The sequence below is a fragment of the Sphingomonas sp. M1A8_2b genome (assembly GCF_053345535.1).
In genome coordinates this window covers 102,987-117,196 of sequence record NZ_JBKFAH010000001.1, presented here as the reverse complement: position 1 = coordinate 117,196, position 14,210 = coordinate 102,987, and the positions used below count along the sequence as shown (strand labels likewise).

Below are 14,210 nucleotides of genomic sequence, written 5' to 3'. Positions count from 1 at the left end.
AAGTTATAGCGTTCGTGACCCTGGGCTCCTGCGTTCGCAGGAGAACGGCTTAGCGCGCGCGCTTCAGCAGCAGGTCGCGCGCTGCGTTCACTCGGCGGGTCAGGTCGGTCGAGCCGCCGCGGTCGGGGTGAACCGAGGCGATCAGGCGGCGGTGTGCGCTGCGGATCGCGTCGGCGTTTGCGCCGCTGTCGATGCCGAGGATCGAGCGGGCTTCGGCTTCATCCGTCACCACGCGCTGTTTCGGCTTGGGCCGGAGGTAATGCCATGCCAGCCATATGAAGAGCGCGGCGACGATCCACTTCACGCAGCGACGTCCGGTGCGCGCTCGGCGACCACCTCGGGTAGCTGCAGCGCGGCCATCATCTCGCGCAGTTCCTGGCGCGCGGCGACATGCGCGAGGCCCATGCTGCCGAACGCCTTCGCATCGATCATCGTCAGGCCGGCGGGGAACATCTCGCGGTAGATCACGCGCTCGCCGAGGCCCGGGATGATCCGGAAGCCGACGCGCTTGGCCAGTTGCGCGAGTGCATCCGACACGCGGCGCATGTTGCGCGCCTCGATGTGCTGGAGGCGGTTGCGCAGCACGACCCAGTCGATCGTCGTGCCATCGGCGCGTGCGCGCTGTTTCCGCGCGTCCCAGATCAGTTCGGAATAGAAGCTCGGACGGGTCACCTGATATGTCTCGGGATCGACCTGGCCGATCAAATCGAAGTCGACGAAGCTGTCGTTCATCGGCGTGACCAGCGTGTTCGCGAGTGCGGCGGCGGTGCGCGCGAACGGATCGTCGCGGCCCGGCGTGTCGACCACCAAGAAGTCGGCGCCCTCGCTGAGCGAGTGCCACAGGTCCTCGAACTGGTCCTCGGTCTGCGCGGACAGCGTCGCGTGGCGCGGCATCGGCAGGACCGAGCCATTGCGCTTCATCGTCTCGGCGCGGTTGTCGAGATAGCGGCCGACGGTGCGCTGGCGGTGATCCAGATCGAGACACGCGACGCGCGCACCCTTGGCCGCGAGCGCGATCGCGACGTGAACCGCGGTCGTCGACTTGCCGGTGCCGCCCTTCTCGTTGGCGAACACGATCACGTGCGGCGAAGCTAGGGGTGAGTCAGGGCCCATGGCCAACGCGCGTTTCCTTATTGATCGAGACTGTCACCCTTCATAGAAGCCGCGACCGCACTTATCGAGTAGGAGTTTCACGTGGACACCGTCCGGGACCTTAATGCGTTGCGCGAAAGCGTCGCCGCCTTCCGTGCGGCGGGGCAGCGCGTCGCGCTCGTCCCGACGATGGGCGCGCTTCACGCCGGCCATGTAGCGCTGATCGAGGCGGCGAAGCGACCGGGGACGAAAGTCGTCGCGTCGATCTTCGTCAACCCGACGCAGTTCGGGCCGAACGAGGATTTGTCGCGTTACCCGCGGCGCGAGATGGCGGATATCCGGATGCTTAACGAAGCCGGGTGCGACCTGCTCTGGCTGCCGTCCGTCGAGACGATGTATCCCGACGGGTTCGCGACGACCGTGCGGGTCTCGGGCGTGAGCGACGGCTTCGACGGCGCCTCGCGGCCCGGCCATTTCGACGGCGTCGCGACGGTCGTGTCGAAGCTGTTCAACCAGGTCGGGCCCGACGCGGCGTATTTCGGCGAGAAGGATTACCAGCAGCTGGCCGTCGTCCGGCGGTTCGTCGCCGATCTCGATTTCGCGATCGATATCGTCGGGGTGCCGACGCAGCGCGACGACGACGGCTTGGCGATGTCGTCGCGTAACATCTATCTAGACGACGAGCAGCGCAAACAGGCGATCGCCTTGCCGCGCGCGCTCGGTGTGGCGGCGCGGGCGATTTCAAAGGGCGAGGACGTTGACTCGGTGCTCGAGGATGCGCGCGCGACGCTCGTCGGCGCGGGGTTCACGATCGATTACGTCGCGCTAGCCGATGCCGAAACGCTGACCGAGAACCCGGCGGCTGATCGCCCGCGACGGTTGCTCGCGGCGGCGCGGATGGGGGCCACCCGGCTGATCGATAACATCGCGATTGAATAGAGCGATCGGTTTGTAAAATAACGACATTAACCCATTAACCAATTCGTAGCCAGAATCACCGCAAGGTTGCCCAACGAACATTGGGGGCAGACCATGGGTAGCAGTCTCAAGAGCGCGAATTTTCTGATCGAACGGCGACTGGCGGATGCCGCGCGCGGCGACGACCGGGCGTGTTACGACCTAGGGATGGTGTATTCGACGGGGACGTCGGGTGTCGTCCTCGACCTGATCGAGGCGCACAAGTGGTTCAACCTGGCGGCGGTGTCGGGGAACATCGCGGCGCAGGAATGTCGCGCGGAGATCGCCGAGGACATGACCGCGCGGGAGATCTCGGTGGCGCAGCGCGCGGCGCGGGATTGGATGCAGTTGACGCAACGGCGGGCTGCTTAATTCTAGGGCTCCCCTCCCGCTTGCGGGAGGGGTTGGGGGAGGGGATCACCGCGAACGACGCGTTCGTGGGGTATTTCAGTCCCTCCCCTAGCCCCTCCCGCGAGCGGGAGGGGAATTAGGCTTCCGCTTTCTTCTTTGGCGCGGCTTTCTTGGCGGGTGCCTTTTTAGCCGGTGCCTTCTTCACTGGAGCCTTCGCCTCGGCCGCATCCTTGGCCGGTGCCTTTTTCGCCGCCGGCTTCTTGGCGGGCGCTTTCTTCTTCTTCGGGGCCGGAGCCGCCGCCGCTCGCGCGTCGATCAAGGAGGCCGCTTCCTCGAGCGTCAGCTGGTCCTTCTCGATCGACTTGGGCAGCGTCGCGTTGGTCGTGCCGTCGGTGACGTAAGGACCGTAACGTCCCTCCATCAGCTTGATCTCGGCCTCGGTGCGCGGGTGATTGCCGAGGATTTTCAGCGGGGCCTGCGCGCCGCGCTGCTGGCGACCACCACCAGCCGCGGCTTCGGCGAGCTTCACCACAGCCGCGTTCATCCCCGTTTCGAACACGTCCGCGGTCGAAGTTAGCCGTGCATATTTGCCCGCGTGCTTGAGATACGGACCATAGCGGCCGATCGCCGCGGTGATCGGCTCGCCGGTCTCGGGATGCGTGCCGATGGTCCGCGGCAGCGACAGCAGTTTCAGCGCCCATTCGAGATCGAGTTCGCCGATATCCTTCGGGATCGACGCCATCTTGCGCGCCTCACCCTCGCCGATCTGGATGTATGGGCCGAATCGCCCCGACTTGCGCTCGACCGGCAGGTTCGTCTCCGGGTCTACGCCGAGAGTCGACGGGCCGGCATCCGCCTCGGCATCGCCGCCGGGCTGTGCGAAGCGGCGCGTGTATTTGCACTCGGGATAGTTCGAGCAGGCGATGAACGCGCCGAACTTGCCGCCGCGCAGCGCAAGCTGGCCCTCGCCGCAGTTCGGGCACAGGCGGGGATCGCCGCCGTCCGCCTTGGCCGGGAACAAATACGGCGCGAGGAAGGTGTCGAGCTCGGCGGTGATCGCCGACGGCTGCTGCTCCATCACCTCGTTGGTGCGCGGCTTGAAATCGCGCCAGAACGCGTCGAGCACCGACTGCCACTGCGCGCGGCCGCCGGAGACGTCGTCGAGTTCTTCCTCCAGCTCGGCGGTGTAGTCGTAGCCGACGTATTTCTCGAAGAAGCGCTCAAGGAATGCTGTCACGAGGCGCCCGCTCTCCTCGGCGAAGAAGCGATTCTTCTCGATGCGGACGTAGGCGCGGTCCTTGAGCGTCTTGATGATCGAGGCGTAGGTGGAAGGGCGGCCGATGCCGAGTTCCTCCATTCGCTTGACCAGCGAGGCTTCGGAAAAGCGCGGCGGCGGCTGGGTGAAATGCTGCTCGGCGTCGACCTTCTTCTTGGCGGGCGCATCGCCTTCGCGCATCCGCGGCAGGCGGCGAGCGTCCTCGTCGGCGGAGTCGTCCGAGCCTTCTTCGTACAGCGCGAGATAGCCGGGGAAGAGCACCACTTGGCCGGTGGCGCGCAGGATGTTGCGGCCGGTGCCGTCGGCCATCTCGACCGTCGTGCGCTCCATCCGCGCGGACGCCATCTGGCTCGCCAGCGCGCGCTTGAAGATCAGGTCGTAGAGGCGCGCGTGATCGCCGCCGCCGGCCTTGTCCTTGCCGAAGTCGGTCGGGCGGATCGCTTCATGCGCTTCCTGTGCGTTCTTCGCCTTCGACTGGTATTGCCGAGGCTTGTCGGGGACATAGCTCGCGTCGAAGCGGTTCGCGACGGCCAGACGCGCTGCCGAAATCGCGCTCGAATCCATCTGCACGCCGTCGGTACGCATGTAGGTGATCGCGCCGTCCTCGTAGAGGCCCTGCGCGATCCGCATCGTGTGATCGGCCGAGAAGCCGAGCTTCCGCGAGGCCTCCTGCTGGAGCGTCGAGGTGGTGAACGGCGGCGGCGGGTTGCGACCGGCGGGCTTGGTCTCGACCGACTGGACCGAGAAATTGCCGTCGAGCACCGCCTGCTTGGCGCGCAGGGCATCGCCTTCGTTGCCGATCGAGAGCCGGTCGAGCTTGTTACCCTCGAACTGCGTCAGCCGCGACGTGAACGCGGTGCCGTCATGCTCCATCTCGGCCGTCACCGACCAATATTCCTGCGGCTTGAAGACGTCGATCTCGCGCTCGCGCTGGACGATGAGACGGAGCGACACGGACTGGACGCGGCCAGCGGACTTGGCGCCGGGCAGCTTGCGCCACAGCACCGGCGAGAGCGTGAAGCCGACCAGATAATCGAGCGCGCGGCGGGCGCGGTAGGCGTCGATCAGATCGTCGTCGAGCTCGCGCGGGTTCTTCATCGCCTCGGTGACGGTCGCCTTGGTGATCGCGTTGAAGGTGACTCGCTCGACTTCCTTGGGCAGCGCCTTCCGCGCCCGCAGGACCTCGCGGACGTGCCACGAGATCGCCTCGCCCTCGCGATCCGGATCGGTCGCGAGGATCAGGCGGTCGGCGACCTTGGCGAGATCGGTGATCGCCTTCAACTGCTTCGATTTGTCCGCGTAATTCTCCCACGTCATCGCGAAGGCGTCGTCGGGATCGACCGAACCGTCCTTGGGTGGCAGATCGCGGACATGGCCGTAGCTGGCCAGGACGCGGTAATCGCTGCCCAGATACTTCTCGATGGTTTTGGCCTTGGCGGGCGATTCGACGATGACAAGCTGCATGGGGAAACCGGGGTCCTTACGTGTACGCGTACGAGGGTGGGGACGAAGGGGCGGTGCCGTCAACCCGGGGTTGGTTCAGAGTGAAGTGCAGAAAGTGCAGACGCTGGTGCGGGATTTCCAGGGGTACGTGCAGTATGCTCGGCTTCTCGGCCGAGTCGAAGCGGCGCGTTTCCGGCTGCGCGGTCGTGAGCGACTTTCAGGTTTGCGTCCTCCTGCGAATAAGCGCGTTTGCCGATCGTTGGTAGCAGCGGCATCAGGGCCGAAGCGGGGCGACCGGGTATTCCGCGCTATGAACGGCAATGCTCGTGTAGGACAGCGCGGGGCGGAGGCCGAGTCCGCCCACAAACAGTCATAAGCCGGCCCTGGACTTCAACTCCTCGTCAGGCGCATGTTGCTTTGCATCGAGGGAGTTGTTTTATGAAGAAGACAGCGAGGCCGGGGCTCGCAATCGCAGCGATCTTTCCGGCGGCTATGGTACCCATCGCGCTTCCGACCCTACAGATGGCCGCAGTTTCCGATGTAGTGAGAGGCGTCGTCGTCGGCGTGCTTCTCGGCGCATCATTGCTGCTGATCACCTTGGCACTCAAGCTGCGTCCGGTCTAACGGCAGCTACCGCCCAATAGCGGACGAAGGTTGGGCCAGGTATAGCGGCTGGCATGGACAGCGCGGTACAGACCCAAATTGTAATCATTCCTGCCAGTCGAATTGTAGACTGGGAGTCCTTTCACGACGTGTTTGATGAGGCTTTGGGGTTTCCGCAATTCTACGGTCGCAACATGAATGCGTGGATCGACTGTCTCACCTATGCGGACGACGCCGAGAGCGGGATGGTTGCCAATCCGGTTGCGAGTGGCGACCTACTTACTCTATCGATCGTAGACACGGCAGAGTTCAAGCGACGCTGTCCCGAGCAGTTTGATGCGCTGATCGATTTCACTGCCTTTGTAAATTATCGGCGGCGGGAAGTTGGCAATGGCCCCGTTCTCGCCCTGCTTATTGACGGGTGCTTCGCCTAGAAGCGAATGTCCGCTCCCCACCAAACCCGGCCATTCCCGGAATCCGATCGAATTTCGGGAATGGCAGGTATGGCGAAAGCGCCCAATTGATACCTGTCGGCACGCCTCGGCACATTCCAAGTAGCTGCCGTTTGTTCAGCTATGCCGTTTCGCGATCACGAGGAGCGAAATCCAAGCTGGCAAAAACAGAAGCAGAAACGGCACCCAATCCGCTTCGGGGTAGCCGAAATGATCGAGAGCCGACACTCCGAGGCTCGATCCGAGGCCCACGGGTAGAACACAGGCCACGATGACCGCCCAGCCTTTCCAATGGCAGGGAATGTAACTCCACGGCACTTTGTAGAACCAAATTTCACGCCGCATAGCTGCCTCAGGGATGTCCGCTGTTGCGAACTTAGCGCCGGAAGCGGTCAGGCTGCAAACCTTCCCAAAGCGGTCGTCAGGTAACGATCACGATGGCCACGCCTGCGATCGACAGGATGATGCTCAGCGTCGTGAGCCATCGGACTTTTCGCTTGTCCTGGGCGGTGCTGGCGAAGTGTACCGCGACGAGCAGCAGGGCCGTGCTGAGAAGCACGATAGCGCTGCCTAGAAGATCGCCTTGGGCATCGGTCATCTGCTCATCCACGGCGCTGGCCCTGGTGATCGGCTAGCAGCGCGATCGGCTAGCAGCGCTTCCCTGTCATGGGCGTGACGGGCGGGTGAAAAACGGCATGACGAAAGGTGACCTTCAGGTCAGACTCACCCGCCCGCCGGCATGACGTTCCAACCGGCCGCCGAGCTCGAGTTCGAGCAGGACCGTCTGGACCACGGCCGGACTCAGATGCGACTGGCGGAGGAGTTCGTCGATCGTGACCGGGACGGGGCCGAGCAGGTCGACGATCCTGCGGCGGTCGGCGTCGGATGCGTCTTCGGGAGGGGCCGAGGCGTAGCCGTCGATCGGCGAGCGGACCGAGCGCGGGTCGAACGGGCGGATCTGTTCGAGGATGTCGGCGGCCGATTGCACCAGCGTGGCGCCTTCGCGGATCAAGCATGCGGTAGATTACACGCTCAGAATGTGCAGCATTTGCAGTAGGTTACTCGTCTATCCCGCGCGCTTCCATCGCTGCCGTGAGAAGGTCGACCCACTGCTGTCCCGGAACACCGTCGGTAGCTAGGTAAGCCCGACGTATCTCGTCATCGGTCATCGTCTCTATGCGGTCTTGGCACTCTAGCGCGTGCTGTTCGTCTGTATGGTCCTTGCTCATGCGAAGATCATGCGCCGGTCGGCCTACCCACGCAATCGTCGTTGAAGTCGTTTGAAATAGTCGTCAGTCCCCCACGATGGCACGGTCGGAGGCAAAGGCGTTGGGGCCAAACGACTCGGGCGCGCACCGCATTTCGTGCAACGTAAATATCCCGGCAGATTTTCTATCGAGACATTCGCCCGCTTGAGGAAGGCCCACCGGGCGAACAAGTCACGGTGAACAACCCCCTTGTGACCACACGAGCCGCAGATGCACCCGACATTCGCGCTGGCGCGGCTGAACTCGTTCAGCGATCGGAAACGGACGTTGCCCACGTCAAAGCGGTAGCCGAAGCTGCTGAGTATCGGTGTTGAGGGGTTGGTAAAGCGCGCTGTAAACGTGCTGCGCTAGCTCTCGCTGTGCATCTTCGCGCAGGCGTTCATTGGGCATCGTCAGACCGATCTTGGCCCATGCAGGAGCCTCGGCAATCAGTTCGCCAATGCGTTCGGGCGTGATCATTCCAGCCATCAGAAAACGTCGGTTCGGTAGGTTGCGTAAGGAGACAATCCACGCCTTGCGAATTCAGCTTCGATCGGTGCGAGCAGCGACTGCGGCCCATCTTCCATGGCCTGAAAATAGATCGTCTGCATTTCGCAGGGACGAATATGCGGAAGGATTTCAGCAATCAGGTTGTGGGTCTGACTGTAGGGCTGTGCGCCGTCGCGCATCGACTCGGGGGCGTGTTCCATACCCCCTTGTTCTCTTTTCGTTCTGATTCGTCTAGCTCTTTATCCCGATCTGCTAACGCTCAATCGGCATTAGCTATTTGACGCTTGCGTCAGGTGATCAAGTCATCCAAGCCGCGTGTCAGGCAAAGACGCACTTGGCGCGGTGTCTGTTGAGGAATAACCAAAATGAATGAGAACGAAAGTGAGGACTGCCCACGCGTTCTCTCGAAACAACTTGAGCATATGATCGAGTTTGCGGAGAAAAAGCAGGATTACGTTCTGGCCGCGTGGCTCGTTCAGGCGCACGAACACCTTCGGGAAACACACATTCCCGTATAAGCGTGTTGCTTTACGTTAGGGTTTCCGCTGATAATGCTACCGAGAGAAACGGGAGCAACACATGAAGGGGAATGATCAAGCCGCCCAGCTGGCTGCTTCGATCCTGCGGTTCCGACGGTTCCGCGAAAAAGTCCTCACACCGGACATTTTTGGCGAACCGGCTTGGGAATTGCTACTGGAGGTCTTCGTTGCTGATGCCGCGGGCGAACCAATTACGGCAAGGATGGTGGCTGAACGCCGTGGGACATCACCCGCCGTGCTATCGAGGTGGCTCAGACACCTTACCGTCCAAGGGCTCATCGTTGGGGATGGAGACGGGGATGTGGACGACGAACTCACTTTGTCGGGCATCGGAATGGAGAAGATCGAAACGGTTCTCCTAGAGGCTCGAGTCCTCACGGACGCGTTTGCCCAGTTTGAGAGAAGATAGGGCAATGGCGTCGGCGGGTTCCCGACGCCATGCTGTGAATCCTGTGGATTAAACAGTTCTACTGAAAGCCATACTGGGCCATGACCTCAAGGGCTTCCCGCTGTGTCTTTTCCTGAGGCGTTTCGAAGAACACGAACAAGCCGTCCTCGATTGCCTGGGGGGCATCCTCGTTCTGAGTGAGCAGCTTGCCGCTGGGTCGCGTGCCTTCGTATTTGCGAGCGTTCAGGCGCTGATACATCTTGGCCGTGCGCTTAATTTCTTTCAGTGGGTCCATTGCCGTGCCGTGGAACACGACTGGTGAGGTGGTGCGGTGAACCTGAACGATATGCGTGGCCGCCAAACAGCCATGCTCCATGCGGTATTCGTCCAACTGCTCTGCGAGGATCGAGGCCAGCCGCGCATACTGGGCTTGGTCAATCGAACTGGTCAGGGGAAAAACGATCGTGATGGTGTTTCCTCTCTTGGCCTCGGTATCGATAAGGAAATGCGCCCAACCTAGATCTTCGGCCCTGTCGTGGAGCCGCTGAACAATCTCAGTGTCGTCGCGGCTTAGGGCATATTCCAACATGATCGCGTTCGCACCAATGAGGTTGCTCGCGACGTTGGTTCCCTTGCGCCACGAGGCGAACGACCAGCCCGTTGGCTCGTCGGCATGGTTGTGTAGCTGTCGGATCAAGCCGTCCATGTAGCCCTGAATGGGAGCGCAGTTCTCGTCTGCGTTGCTGAGGCAAGCCTTGTAAGTGTCCATGCCGGTAAAGCATCGTGCGGACTTCTCGAAGCGGGTCAGTGTAACTGTCGTCATGTAGATTCTCCATTGTAAGCATTGCGGGTCTGTCTTCCCGTCAAGTATTTATGGAGAAACCCCGAAAAGTGCCCTGAAACGGGGTCAAACGGGCTGATTTGATAGATACGGGATGACAACATCATCCCGTGCCGGTCTTGGCCTCGTAAAGACTTTTGAAGGCTGCAAACTAACAGCCTATCTCTGCCCCGCTGGCGTTCCGACGATCGGCTATGGGCGAACAACCGGCGTCAAGCTGGGCCAGAAGATCACGCAGGCACAGGCCGATGCGTGGGTGGTTGAGGAGTATGACGAGTTCGAGGCTCGGGTTCGTCGGATCGTCAAAGTCCCACTGACGGCCAACCAACTGGGTGCGCTGACCTCGTTCGCATACAATCTGGGATCGGGCGCGCTTGCGTCCTCAACGCTGCTCAGACTGCTAAACGGGGGCGATTACTCGGGTGCGGCAGCGCAGTTCGCGCGCTGGAACAAGGCAGGTGGTAAGGTGCTTGCAGGGCTTACAAAGCGACGCGCAGCAGAAGCCGCGCTGTTCCTCAAGACGTGAATATCACGTCCCCTGAGGACATTCCCGGACTGCTCAACCGTCCAATAAAAAACCCCCGGAAAGCGGTTAAGCCTTCCGGGGATTTCCTTTTACGCCGCCACCTTTTCGCCAAGAGCCAACTTGAGCGCGATATCCTTGCCCAAATCGTTGACCTTCGAAAGCAAGCTGGCACCGCGCTTGCGGGCCTTTGCCTCGAAGGCATCCTTGGTGAGTTCTTCTGACGTGATGATCACGATGTCGTCGCCGTCGCGTTCGAAAACCAAAACGCCATACTTTGTGGATGAATCCACAAGAGCAGGCTTTTCGATCTTGAACACGTCGGGCGCATTGCGGTTCAGTCCAGCCTTCAGCTTTGCCTCAGGCGTGAACCCCTTCGTAGCGACCCCGTTGTCCTCACGGTCCATCTTTTCGATGGCCTTGAGGTAGCGAAGATCGCCATGCACGGCACCACGAATGGTGTCGACAACCTCGTCAGCGGGAACGCCGTTGAGGTCGAAATAGCGGAAATAATTTGCATACTTCTCCGCGCTGCGATCGGGAGTGAAGATGCTGTTCACGGCATCCCACTTCCCAAACAGCAACTTCGTAACTGGAAGCCACTGGTTTGCAGTTTCGGTCGGCAGCTTCAAACCGGCCTTTTCCAAAGCCGCCTTGTAGAACGCCTTGTTCTCGTCATCGAGGATGATGAGACGCGAGACGCGATATGCTTCCTGAACCTGATTCCAGACGACTTGCCATCCCTTAATCTGGAAGTCCTGCAACGTCGTTTCGTCCGAGGCCATGCGGCCCTGAAAGTCCTGAACAAGCAGTTCAACCGGGTTGAGTGCCGGAGTTTCGGTGGTGGTGTTGTTCTCGATCGACATAATATGGTTCCTTTGCCAGCTTGGTGATCGAGCAGCCGTGCGCGCCATTACTGACGCAACTCCCGATCTTCAGCGTATGGTAAGGACAAGCCTTGTCGGCCTGAGGCACGGCCTCAGGTCTCTGACCAACCGCTGCGCTGACCTGCAAAGGACGTGAATCCCAGACATTGCCGCCACTAAGAGTGACGACTGATTACCCAGCCAGCTTGCGAACCGATGTCTGTCAAAGAGCGTCTGAGGTTGCCCCCAGACAATCGGCTTATCGGGCAGCAGGTAAACGCCGGGTAAACGGATGCGGGTTTCGTGCGGCGCGGGCTCCCTCGGCGCAGCCAGCTTTCTCTCAACACCTCCTGGGGATAAGCGGAGCGTTAGCCGTCCGCAGGACTACTGGGTCTGGCGAAAGCCAGAGCGATTACCTGAGAAGCCATGTGACAAGCGGGTTTCCCGTGCGAGCACCTGAGCAAAGCGAAGGCGCGGAGCACGCGGGAACCGCGTGGCACTACTCATTTCATGTGATTTTGGGGGTTAGTCAATGGGATGGGTATAATTACTCTACAGAGTAATATACCTATTCTATTGGTTAATCACCAATGTCACGTGGGATGACCTACTTAATACTATATAAACCTACTCTATTGGATAGAGGGATATAGACGCCAGAGCCCCGCAGACAGCATAGTATGAATATGGACCATATGAGCCCATTCTAAGAGATTCCAGATAAGTAGATCGGACACAGAGCATCACCCAAGTGTTCCAGATAGTTTAGGTTTCCGGTCGAACCGGATTACGTGAACCCCAGCGGTTGGTGATGCTCCCGCTGGGGTTTCTTGTTGAAAGAGCATCACATGACAGACATTCAGAATCTATCGCAGAGGCTAACAGCTTACCTGCAATCGTGGCACACAACGGCAACCACAAAGCAGATTGCCGCTGGTATCGAGGTCGATCTTCCGTTTCAGGACTTCGTTGATCTCTTCGCCCCTGAACAGCTTGACAGCCTACAGCGCGCAATCGATGCAAACCGTATCCGCTACCAGATGCGTGACACCAATCCTTTTGCATTCGTGCTTACGTGGAAGAGCTACGCTGCCTGCTCTACGGGAAAGCTGAACAAGGACACCGCAACTGTCTGCTCGCGCCAGAAAAGTGCCCAGATCAATTTGCCGCAGGCTGGTGATAAGCTGCGCGACGGTCACAAGCAGGCAATCTCTGAGGCCCTAACGGGCCTCACCAAGAGTGAGGAGCATAAGAAGGCCATTGGCGAAGCCAACAAGGGCAAGGCCAAAGAGCCATGGACCGACGAGCGCAAACAGGCCCGTCGCAACCAGCTTGCAGCAAAGAAAGCGGCCCAGACCCAGCAGCGCCGGGCCACTGAAACTGCCGCATGGGAGCGCCTACAGGCATCGCGAGGTGACGCATGAGGCTGTCGCACAATGGGGCGCTGAGCAACAAAACGTATCAGGTCTTCCAACTCGAACTGCCCGTGGACGATACCGATGTGGACTCTCGCGCGAGAAATCACGCCGCGCTAGAGATTGGATCAGACCTAGTAGCCGACTACAACTCACTCAACGGCTATCAACGGGCGAAATGGAACGCCGCGTATCATCAGGCCCTGAAAACCGAAGCCCTCAGAATTGCATTCAAGTCGCCTGAGGTTATCTGGCTGGTTAAGCAGGATGCTGAGTTTGACGTCCATCCGCTTAGTTGGACGCCATTTGTCGATAACCCCGCGTTGTCGATCAGCGTTTCCGATAAAAAACTGGCGATGCTTTTCAAGCTGACCTTTGGGGGTCGCTGACTTTCGGTCTTGTCCTTCACCAAACCGGAGGATCAGCAGGTGGCGATCGTTCAAAGCATAGCGTTCTTGGCGTAGATCAACATCGCTACTGCCAGTGCGGGGAACGGTAAGCGCCAGACCACCAGTGCCGCAAAAGCTATCCATGGGTGGCCGGAAGCGGTGAAAAGCCTTACGGTTTCCACCTCTTTGAAGCGGTTTCGCTCTTTCCGTGCCAGCGGCACGCGGTCCATGAGGTCGAGATGTTGGCGCATGCCAGCACTATACCGGCGAACACCATTTTCAGCCAAACATCAGATTTCATATATGTGACATCTAGGCGCTTGCATCTCGGCGATTTGGTGAAGCAGCTTGTCCGCAGACAGTGCTGTTCTAGCCCGTCTGGGTTCAGGCCGGCGGTGAAGGTGCTAGTATTTTAAGGGTCGAGCTTCTTGGGGTCGCTGGCCGCGAGATAGCTCTTGGCGATGTTCTGCAACATGGTTTTCGCCCATGTGCGCGCCATGCCGATAACGCCCACTCCGAGTGCGCCAATGCCCATGCCCGCGAATGTCGCATACATAATGGTATATTGGCGGTCGAAGATAATGGCCCCCGTGAGCAGCACGGATAGCAGCGTTACCAGCACCTCAAAGACCATGACCCGCTTCTTCCGGCTCGGTGTCGTAATTGCGATGCCTCGGACAATGAGGGCTGCGAGACAGCCGCACATAAGCGGTGCCCAGACCTCATAAGGCGTGGCTGTTTGAGCCGTCGCCAGACCCGCCGTTCCAGCCGACGTGAGGACGAGGCCGGTCAGGCTGATGCGGTCGAACACTCCCGTATTTAAGAGAAAGCCCGACCTAGAGCGACCGTAGCCGCGAAGGCCGCGCATAGGAACGAGACACCTGAGAAGCGGCTCAGGCGCGGCCAACGCCTGTCGGCCCATACGAGATTTACAGGACTGCGTAGCTTGAGAACGATGTCTGGATACCAGAGCCAGAACGTGCCCATCCAGAACATCACTGGGACCAAGCTGCTGATGTCGCAGACCCGTTTGATTGTGAGGATAACGGCGATCGTTTCCGGCAGCGCCTCGGCGTAGCAGATCATGTAAACGACCTCAGGAATGCATCGAAGCAGGATCGTGACACAGACAGCGGTAACGAGGCTTCGCAGAGCCGACACGGCGTCGACGCCGCGTCTGCGATCCTTCCACAGATCGCGAGCCAAATAGCTGCCAATCATCATAGCCAGCGAGGGCATGAGGATAAGGCTGAACAACGCCCATCCAAACAGAATGGGGGAGCCGTCGAAACTCTGCGGGAATGGACCGTGGGGCATC

19 protein-coding genes and 1 pseudogene are annotated in these 14,210 nt (G+C 60.3%); 8 read left to right on the top strand and 12 right to left on the bottom strand.

The window, feature by feature from the left end; all coding sequences use genetic code 11:
- Positions 1–49: 49 nt before the first annotated feature.
- Together ACLBWL_RS00640 and ACLBWL_RS00635 are read right to left on the bottom strand one after the other, a co-directional pair.
- Entirely contained in the window at positions 50–304 is a 255-nt protein-coding gene (locus ACLBWL_RS00640) for a DnaJ domain-containing protein (protein ID WP_447789305.1), read from the bottom strand.
- On the bottom strand, positions 301–1,113 hold the full coding sequence (locus tag ACLBWL_RS00635) for a division plane positioning ATPase MipZ (RefSeq protein ID WP_447791921.1): 813 nt from the start codon (positions 1,111–1,113) through the stop codon (positions 301–303). The genes ACLBWL_RS00640 and ACLBWL_RS00635 overlap by 4 nt, the downstream gene beginning before the upstream one ends.
- An 81-nt stretch (positions 1,114–1,194) precedes the next feature.
- Here ACLBWL_RS00635 and panC point away from each other — a divergent pair, with 81 nt between their 5' ends.
- A complete protein-coding gene (gene panC, locus ACLBWL_RS00630; RefSeq protein ID WP_447789303.1) occupies positions 1,195–2,031 on the top strand; it encodes a pantoate--beta-alanine ligase in 837 nt (278 codons plus the stop codon).
- A 93-nt stretch (positions 2,032–2,124) separates the two neighbouring features.
- Positions 2,125–2,421 (top strand): hypothetical protein, encoded by a 297-nt coding sequence (locus tag ACLBWL_RS00625; protein ID WP_447789301.1) that lies wholly within the window; start codon positions 2,125–2,127, stop codon positions 2,419–2,421.
- 115 nt (positions 2,422–2,536) lie between these two features.
- On the opposite strand, the gene topA is transcribed toward ACLBWL_RS00625, so the two are convergent.
- Positions 2,537–5,140 carry a type I DNA topoisomerase gene (gene topA, locus ACLBWL_RS00620; protein WP_447789299.1) on the bottom strand — a complete coding sequence of 868 codons (2,604 nt, stop codon included), beginning with the start codon at positions 5,138–5,140 and terminating at the stop codon, positions 2,537–2,539.
- Between the two features lie 417 nt (positions 5,141–5,557).
- Between topA and ACLBWL_RS00615 the strand changes: the two genes are divergently transcribed.
- Positions 5,558–5,743, top strand: a complete 186-nt coding sequence (locus ACLBWL_RS00615; protein WP_447789297.1) for a hypothetical protein — start codon at positions 5,558–5,560, stop codon at positions 5,741–5,743.
- A 53-nt stretch (positions 5,744–5,796) separates the two neighbouring features.
- Entirely contained in the window at positions 5,797–6,156 is a 360-nt protein-coding gene (locus ACLBWL_RS00610) for a barstar family protein (protein ID WP_447789295.1), read from the top strand.
- Positions 6,157–6,595: 439 nt separating this feature from the next.
- On the opposite strand, the gene ACLBWL_RS00605 is transcribed toward ACLBWL_RS00610, so the two are convergent.
- The 4 genes and pseudogenes from ACLBWL_RS00605 to ACLBWL_RS00590 all read right to left on the bottom strand — a co-directional run bounded on the left by ACLBWL_RS00605 (position 6,596) and on the right by ACLBWL_RS00590 (position 8,131).
- Positions 6,596–6,772, bottom strand: coding sequence for a hypothetical protein (locus ACLBWL_RS00605; protein ID WP_447789293.1), 177 nt, complete (start codon positions 6,770–6,772; stop codon positions 6,596–6,598).
- A gap of 114 nt (positions 6,773–6,886) precedes the next feature.
- Positions 6,887–7,186: pseudogene (locus tag ACLBWL_RS00600) on the bottom strand (DprA-like winged helix domain-containing protein); the annotation flags it as partial.
- A gap of 532 nt (positions 7,187–7,718) precedes the next feature.
- Entirely contained in the window at positions 7,719–7,901 is a 183-nt protein-coding gene (locus tag ACLBWL_RS00595; protein ID WP_447789291.1) for a DUF6771 family protein, read from the bottom strand.
- An 8-nt stretch (positions 7,902–7,909) separates the two neighbouring features.
- The gene (locus ACLBWL_RS00590; RefSeq protein WP_447789290.1) at positions 7,910–8,131 is read right to left on the bottom strand and encodes a hypothetical protein; all 222 of its coding nucleotides are present in this window, start codon (positions 8,129–8,131) and stop codon (positions 7,910–7,912) included.
- 379 nt (positions 8,132–8,510) lie between these two features.
- Here ACLBWL_RS00590 and ACLBWL_RS00585 point away from each other — a divergent pair, with 379 nt between their 5' ends.
- The gene (locus ACLBWL_RS00585) at positions 8,511–8,879 is read left to right on the top strand and encodes a hypothetical protein (RefSeq protein ID WP_447789288.1); all 369 of its coding nucleotides are present in this window, start codon (positions 8,511–8,513) and stop codon (positions 8,877–8,879) included.
- 58 nt (positions 8,880–8,937) lie between these two features.
- Here ACLBWL_RS00585 and ACLBWL_RS00580 read toward each other — a convergent pair whose 3' ends face one another.
- Positions 8,938–9,681, bottom strand: coding sequence for a hypothetical protein (locus tag ACLBWL_RS00580; RefSeq protein ID WP_447789286.1), 744 nt, complete (start codon positions 9,679–9,681; stop codon positions 8,938–8,940).
- A 112-nt stretch (positions 9,682–9,793) separates the two neighbouring features.
- On the opposite strand from ACLBWL_RS00580, the gene ACLBWL_RS00575 reads away from it, so the two are divergent.
- Complete coding sequence (locus ACLBWL_RS00575) at positions 9,794–10,225, top strand: lysozyme (RefSeq protein WP_447789284.1); 432 nt, start codon at positions 9,794–9,796, stop codon at positions 10,223–10,225.
- Between the two features lie 89 nt (positions 10,226–10,314).
- On the opposite strand, the gene ACLBWL_RS00570 is transcribed toward ACLBWL_RS00575, so the two are convergent.
- Positions 10,315–11,088: a hypothetical protein gene (locus ACLBWL_RS00570; RefSeq protein WP_447789282.1), complete on the bottom strand. Its 774-nt coding sequence runs from the start codon at positions 11,086–11,088 to the stop codon at positions 10,315–10,317.
- An 848-nt stretch (positions 11,089–11,936) separates the two neighbouring features.
- On the opposite strand from ACLBWL_RS00570, the gene ACLBWL_RS00565 reads away from it, so the two are divergent.
- Positions 11,937–12,512, top strand: coding sequence for an NUMOD3 domain-containing DNA-binding protein (locus ACLBWL_RS00565; protein WP_447789280.1), 576 nt, complete (start codon positions 11,937–11,939; stop codon positions 12,510–12,512).
- Positions 12,509–12,892 (top strand): hypothetical protein, encoded by a 384-nt coding sequence (locus ACLBWL_RS00560; RefSeq protein ID WP_447789278.1) that lies wholly within the window; start codon positions 12,509–12,511, stop codon positions 12,890–12,892. The genes ACLBWL_RS00565 and ACLBWL_RS00560 overlap by 4 nt, the downstream gene beginning before the upstream one ends.
- A gap of 50 nt (positions 12,893–12,942) precedes the next feature.
- Here ACLBWL_RS00560 and ACLBWL_RS00555 read toward each other — a convergent pair whose 3' ends face one another.
- The 3 genes from ACLBWL_RS00555 to ACLBWL_RS00545 form a co-directional block, all read right to left on the bottom strand.
- Positions 12,943–13,143, bottom strand: a complete 201-nt coding sequence (locus tag ACLBWL_RS00555; protein WP_447789276.1) for a hypothetical protein — start codon at positions 13,141–13,143, stop codon at positions 12,943–12,945.
- A 161-nt stretch (positions 13,144–13,304) separates the two neighbouring features.
- Complete coding sequence (locus tag ACLBWL_RS00550) at positions 13,305–13,703, bottom strand: hypothetical protein (protein WP_447789274.1); 399 nt, start codon at positions 13,701–13,703, stop codon at positions 13,305–13,307.
- A gap of 8 nt (positions 13,704–13,711) precedes the next feature.
- Positions 13,712–14,149 (bottom strand): hypothetical protein, encoded by a 438-nt coding sequence (locus ACLBWL_RS00545; protein ID WP_447789272.1) that lies wholly within the window; start codon positions 14,147–14,149, stop codon positions 13,712–13,714.
- Between the last annotated feature and the right edge of the window lie 61 nt (positions 14,150–14,210).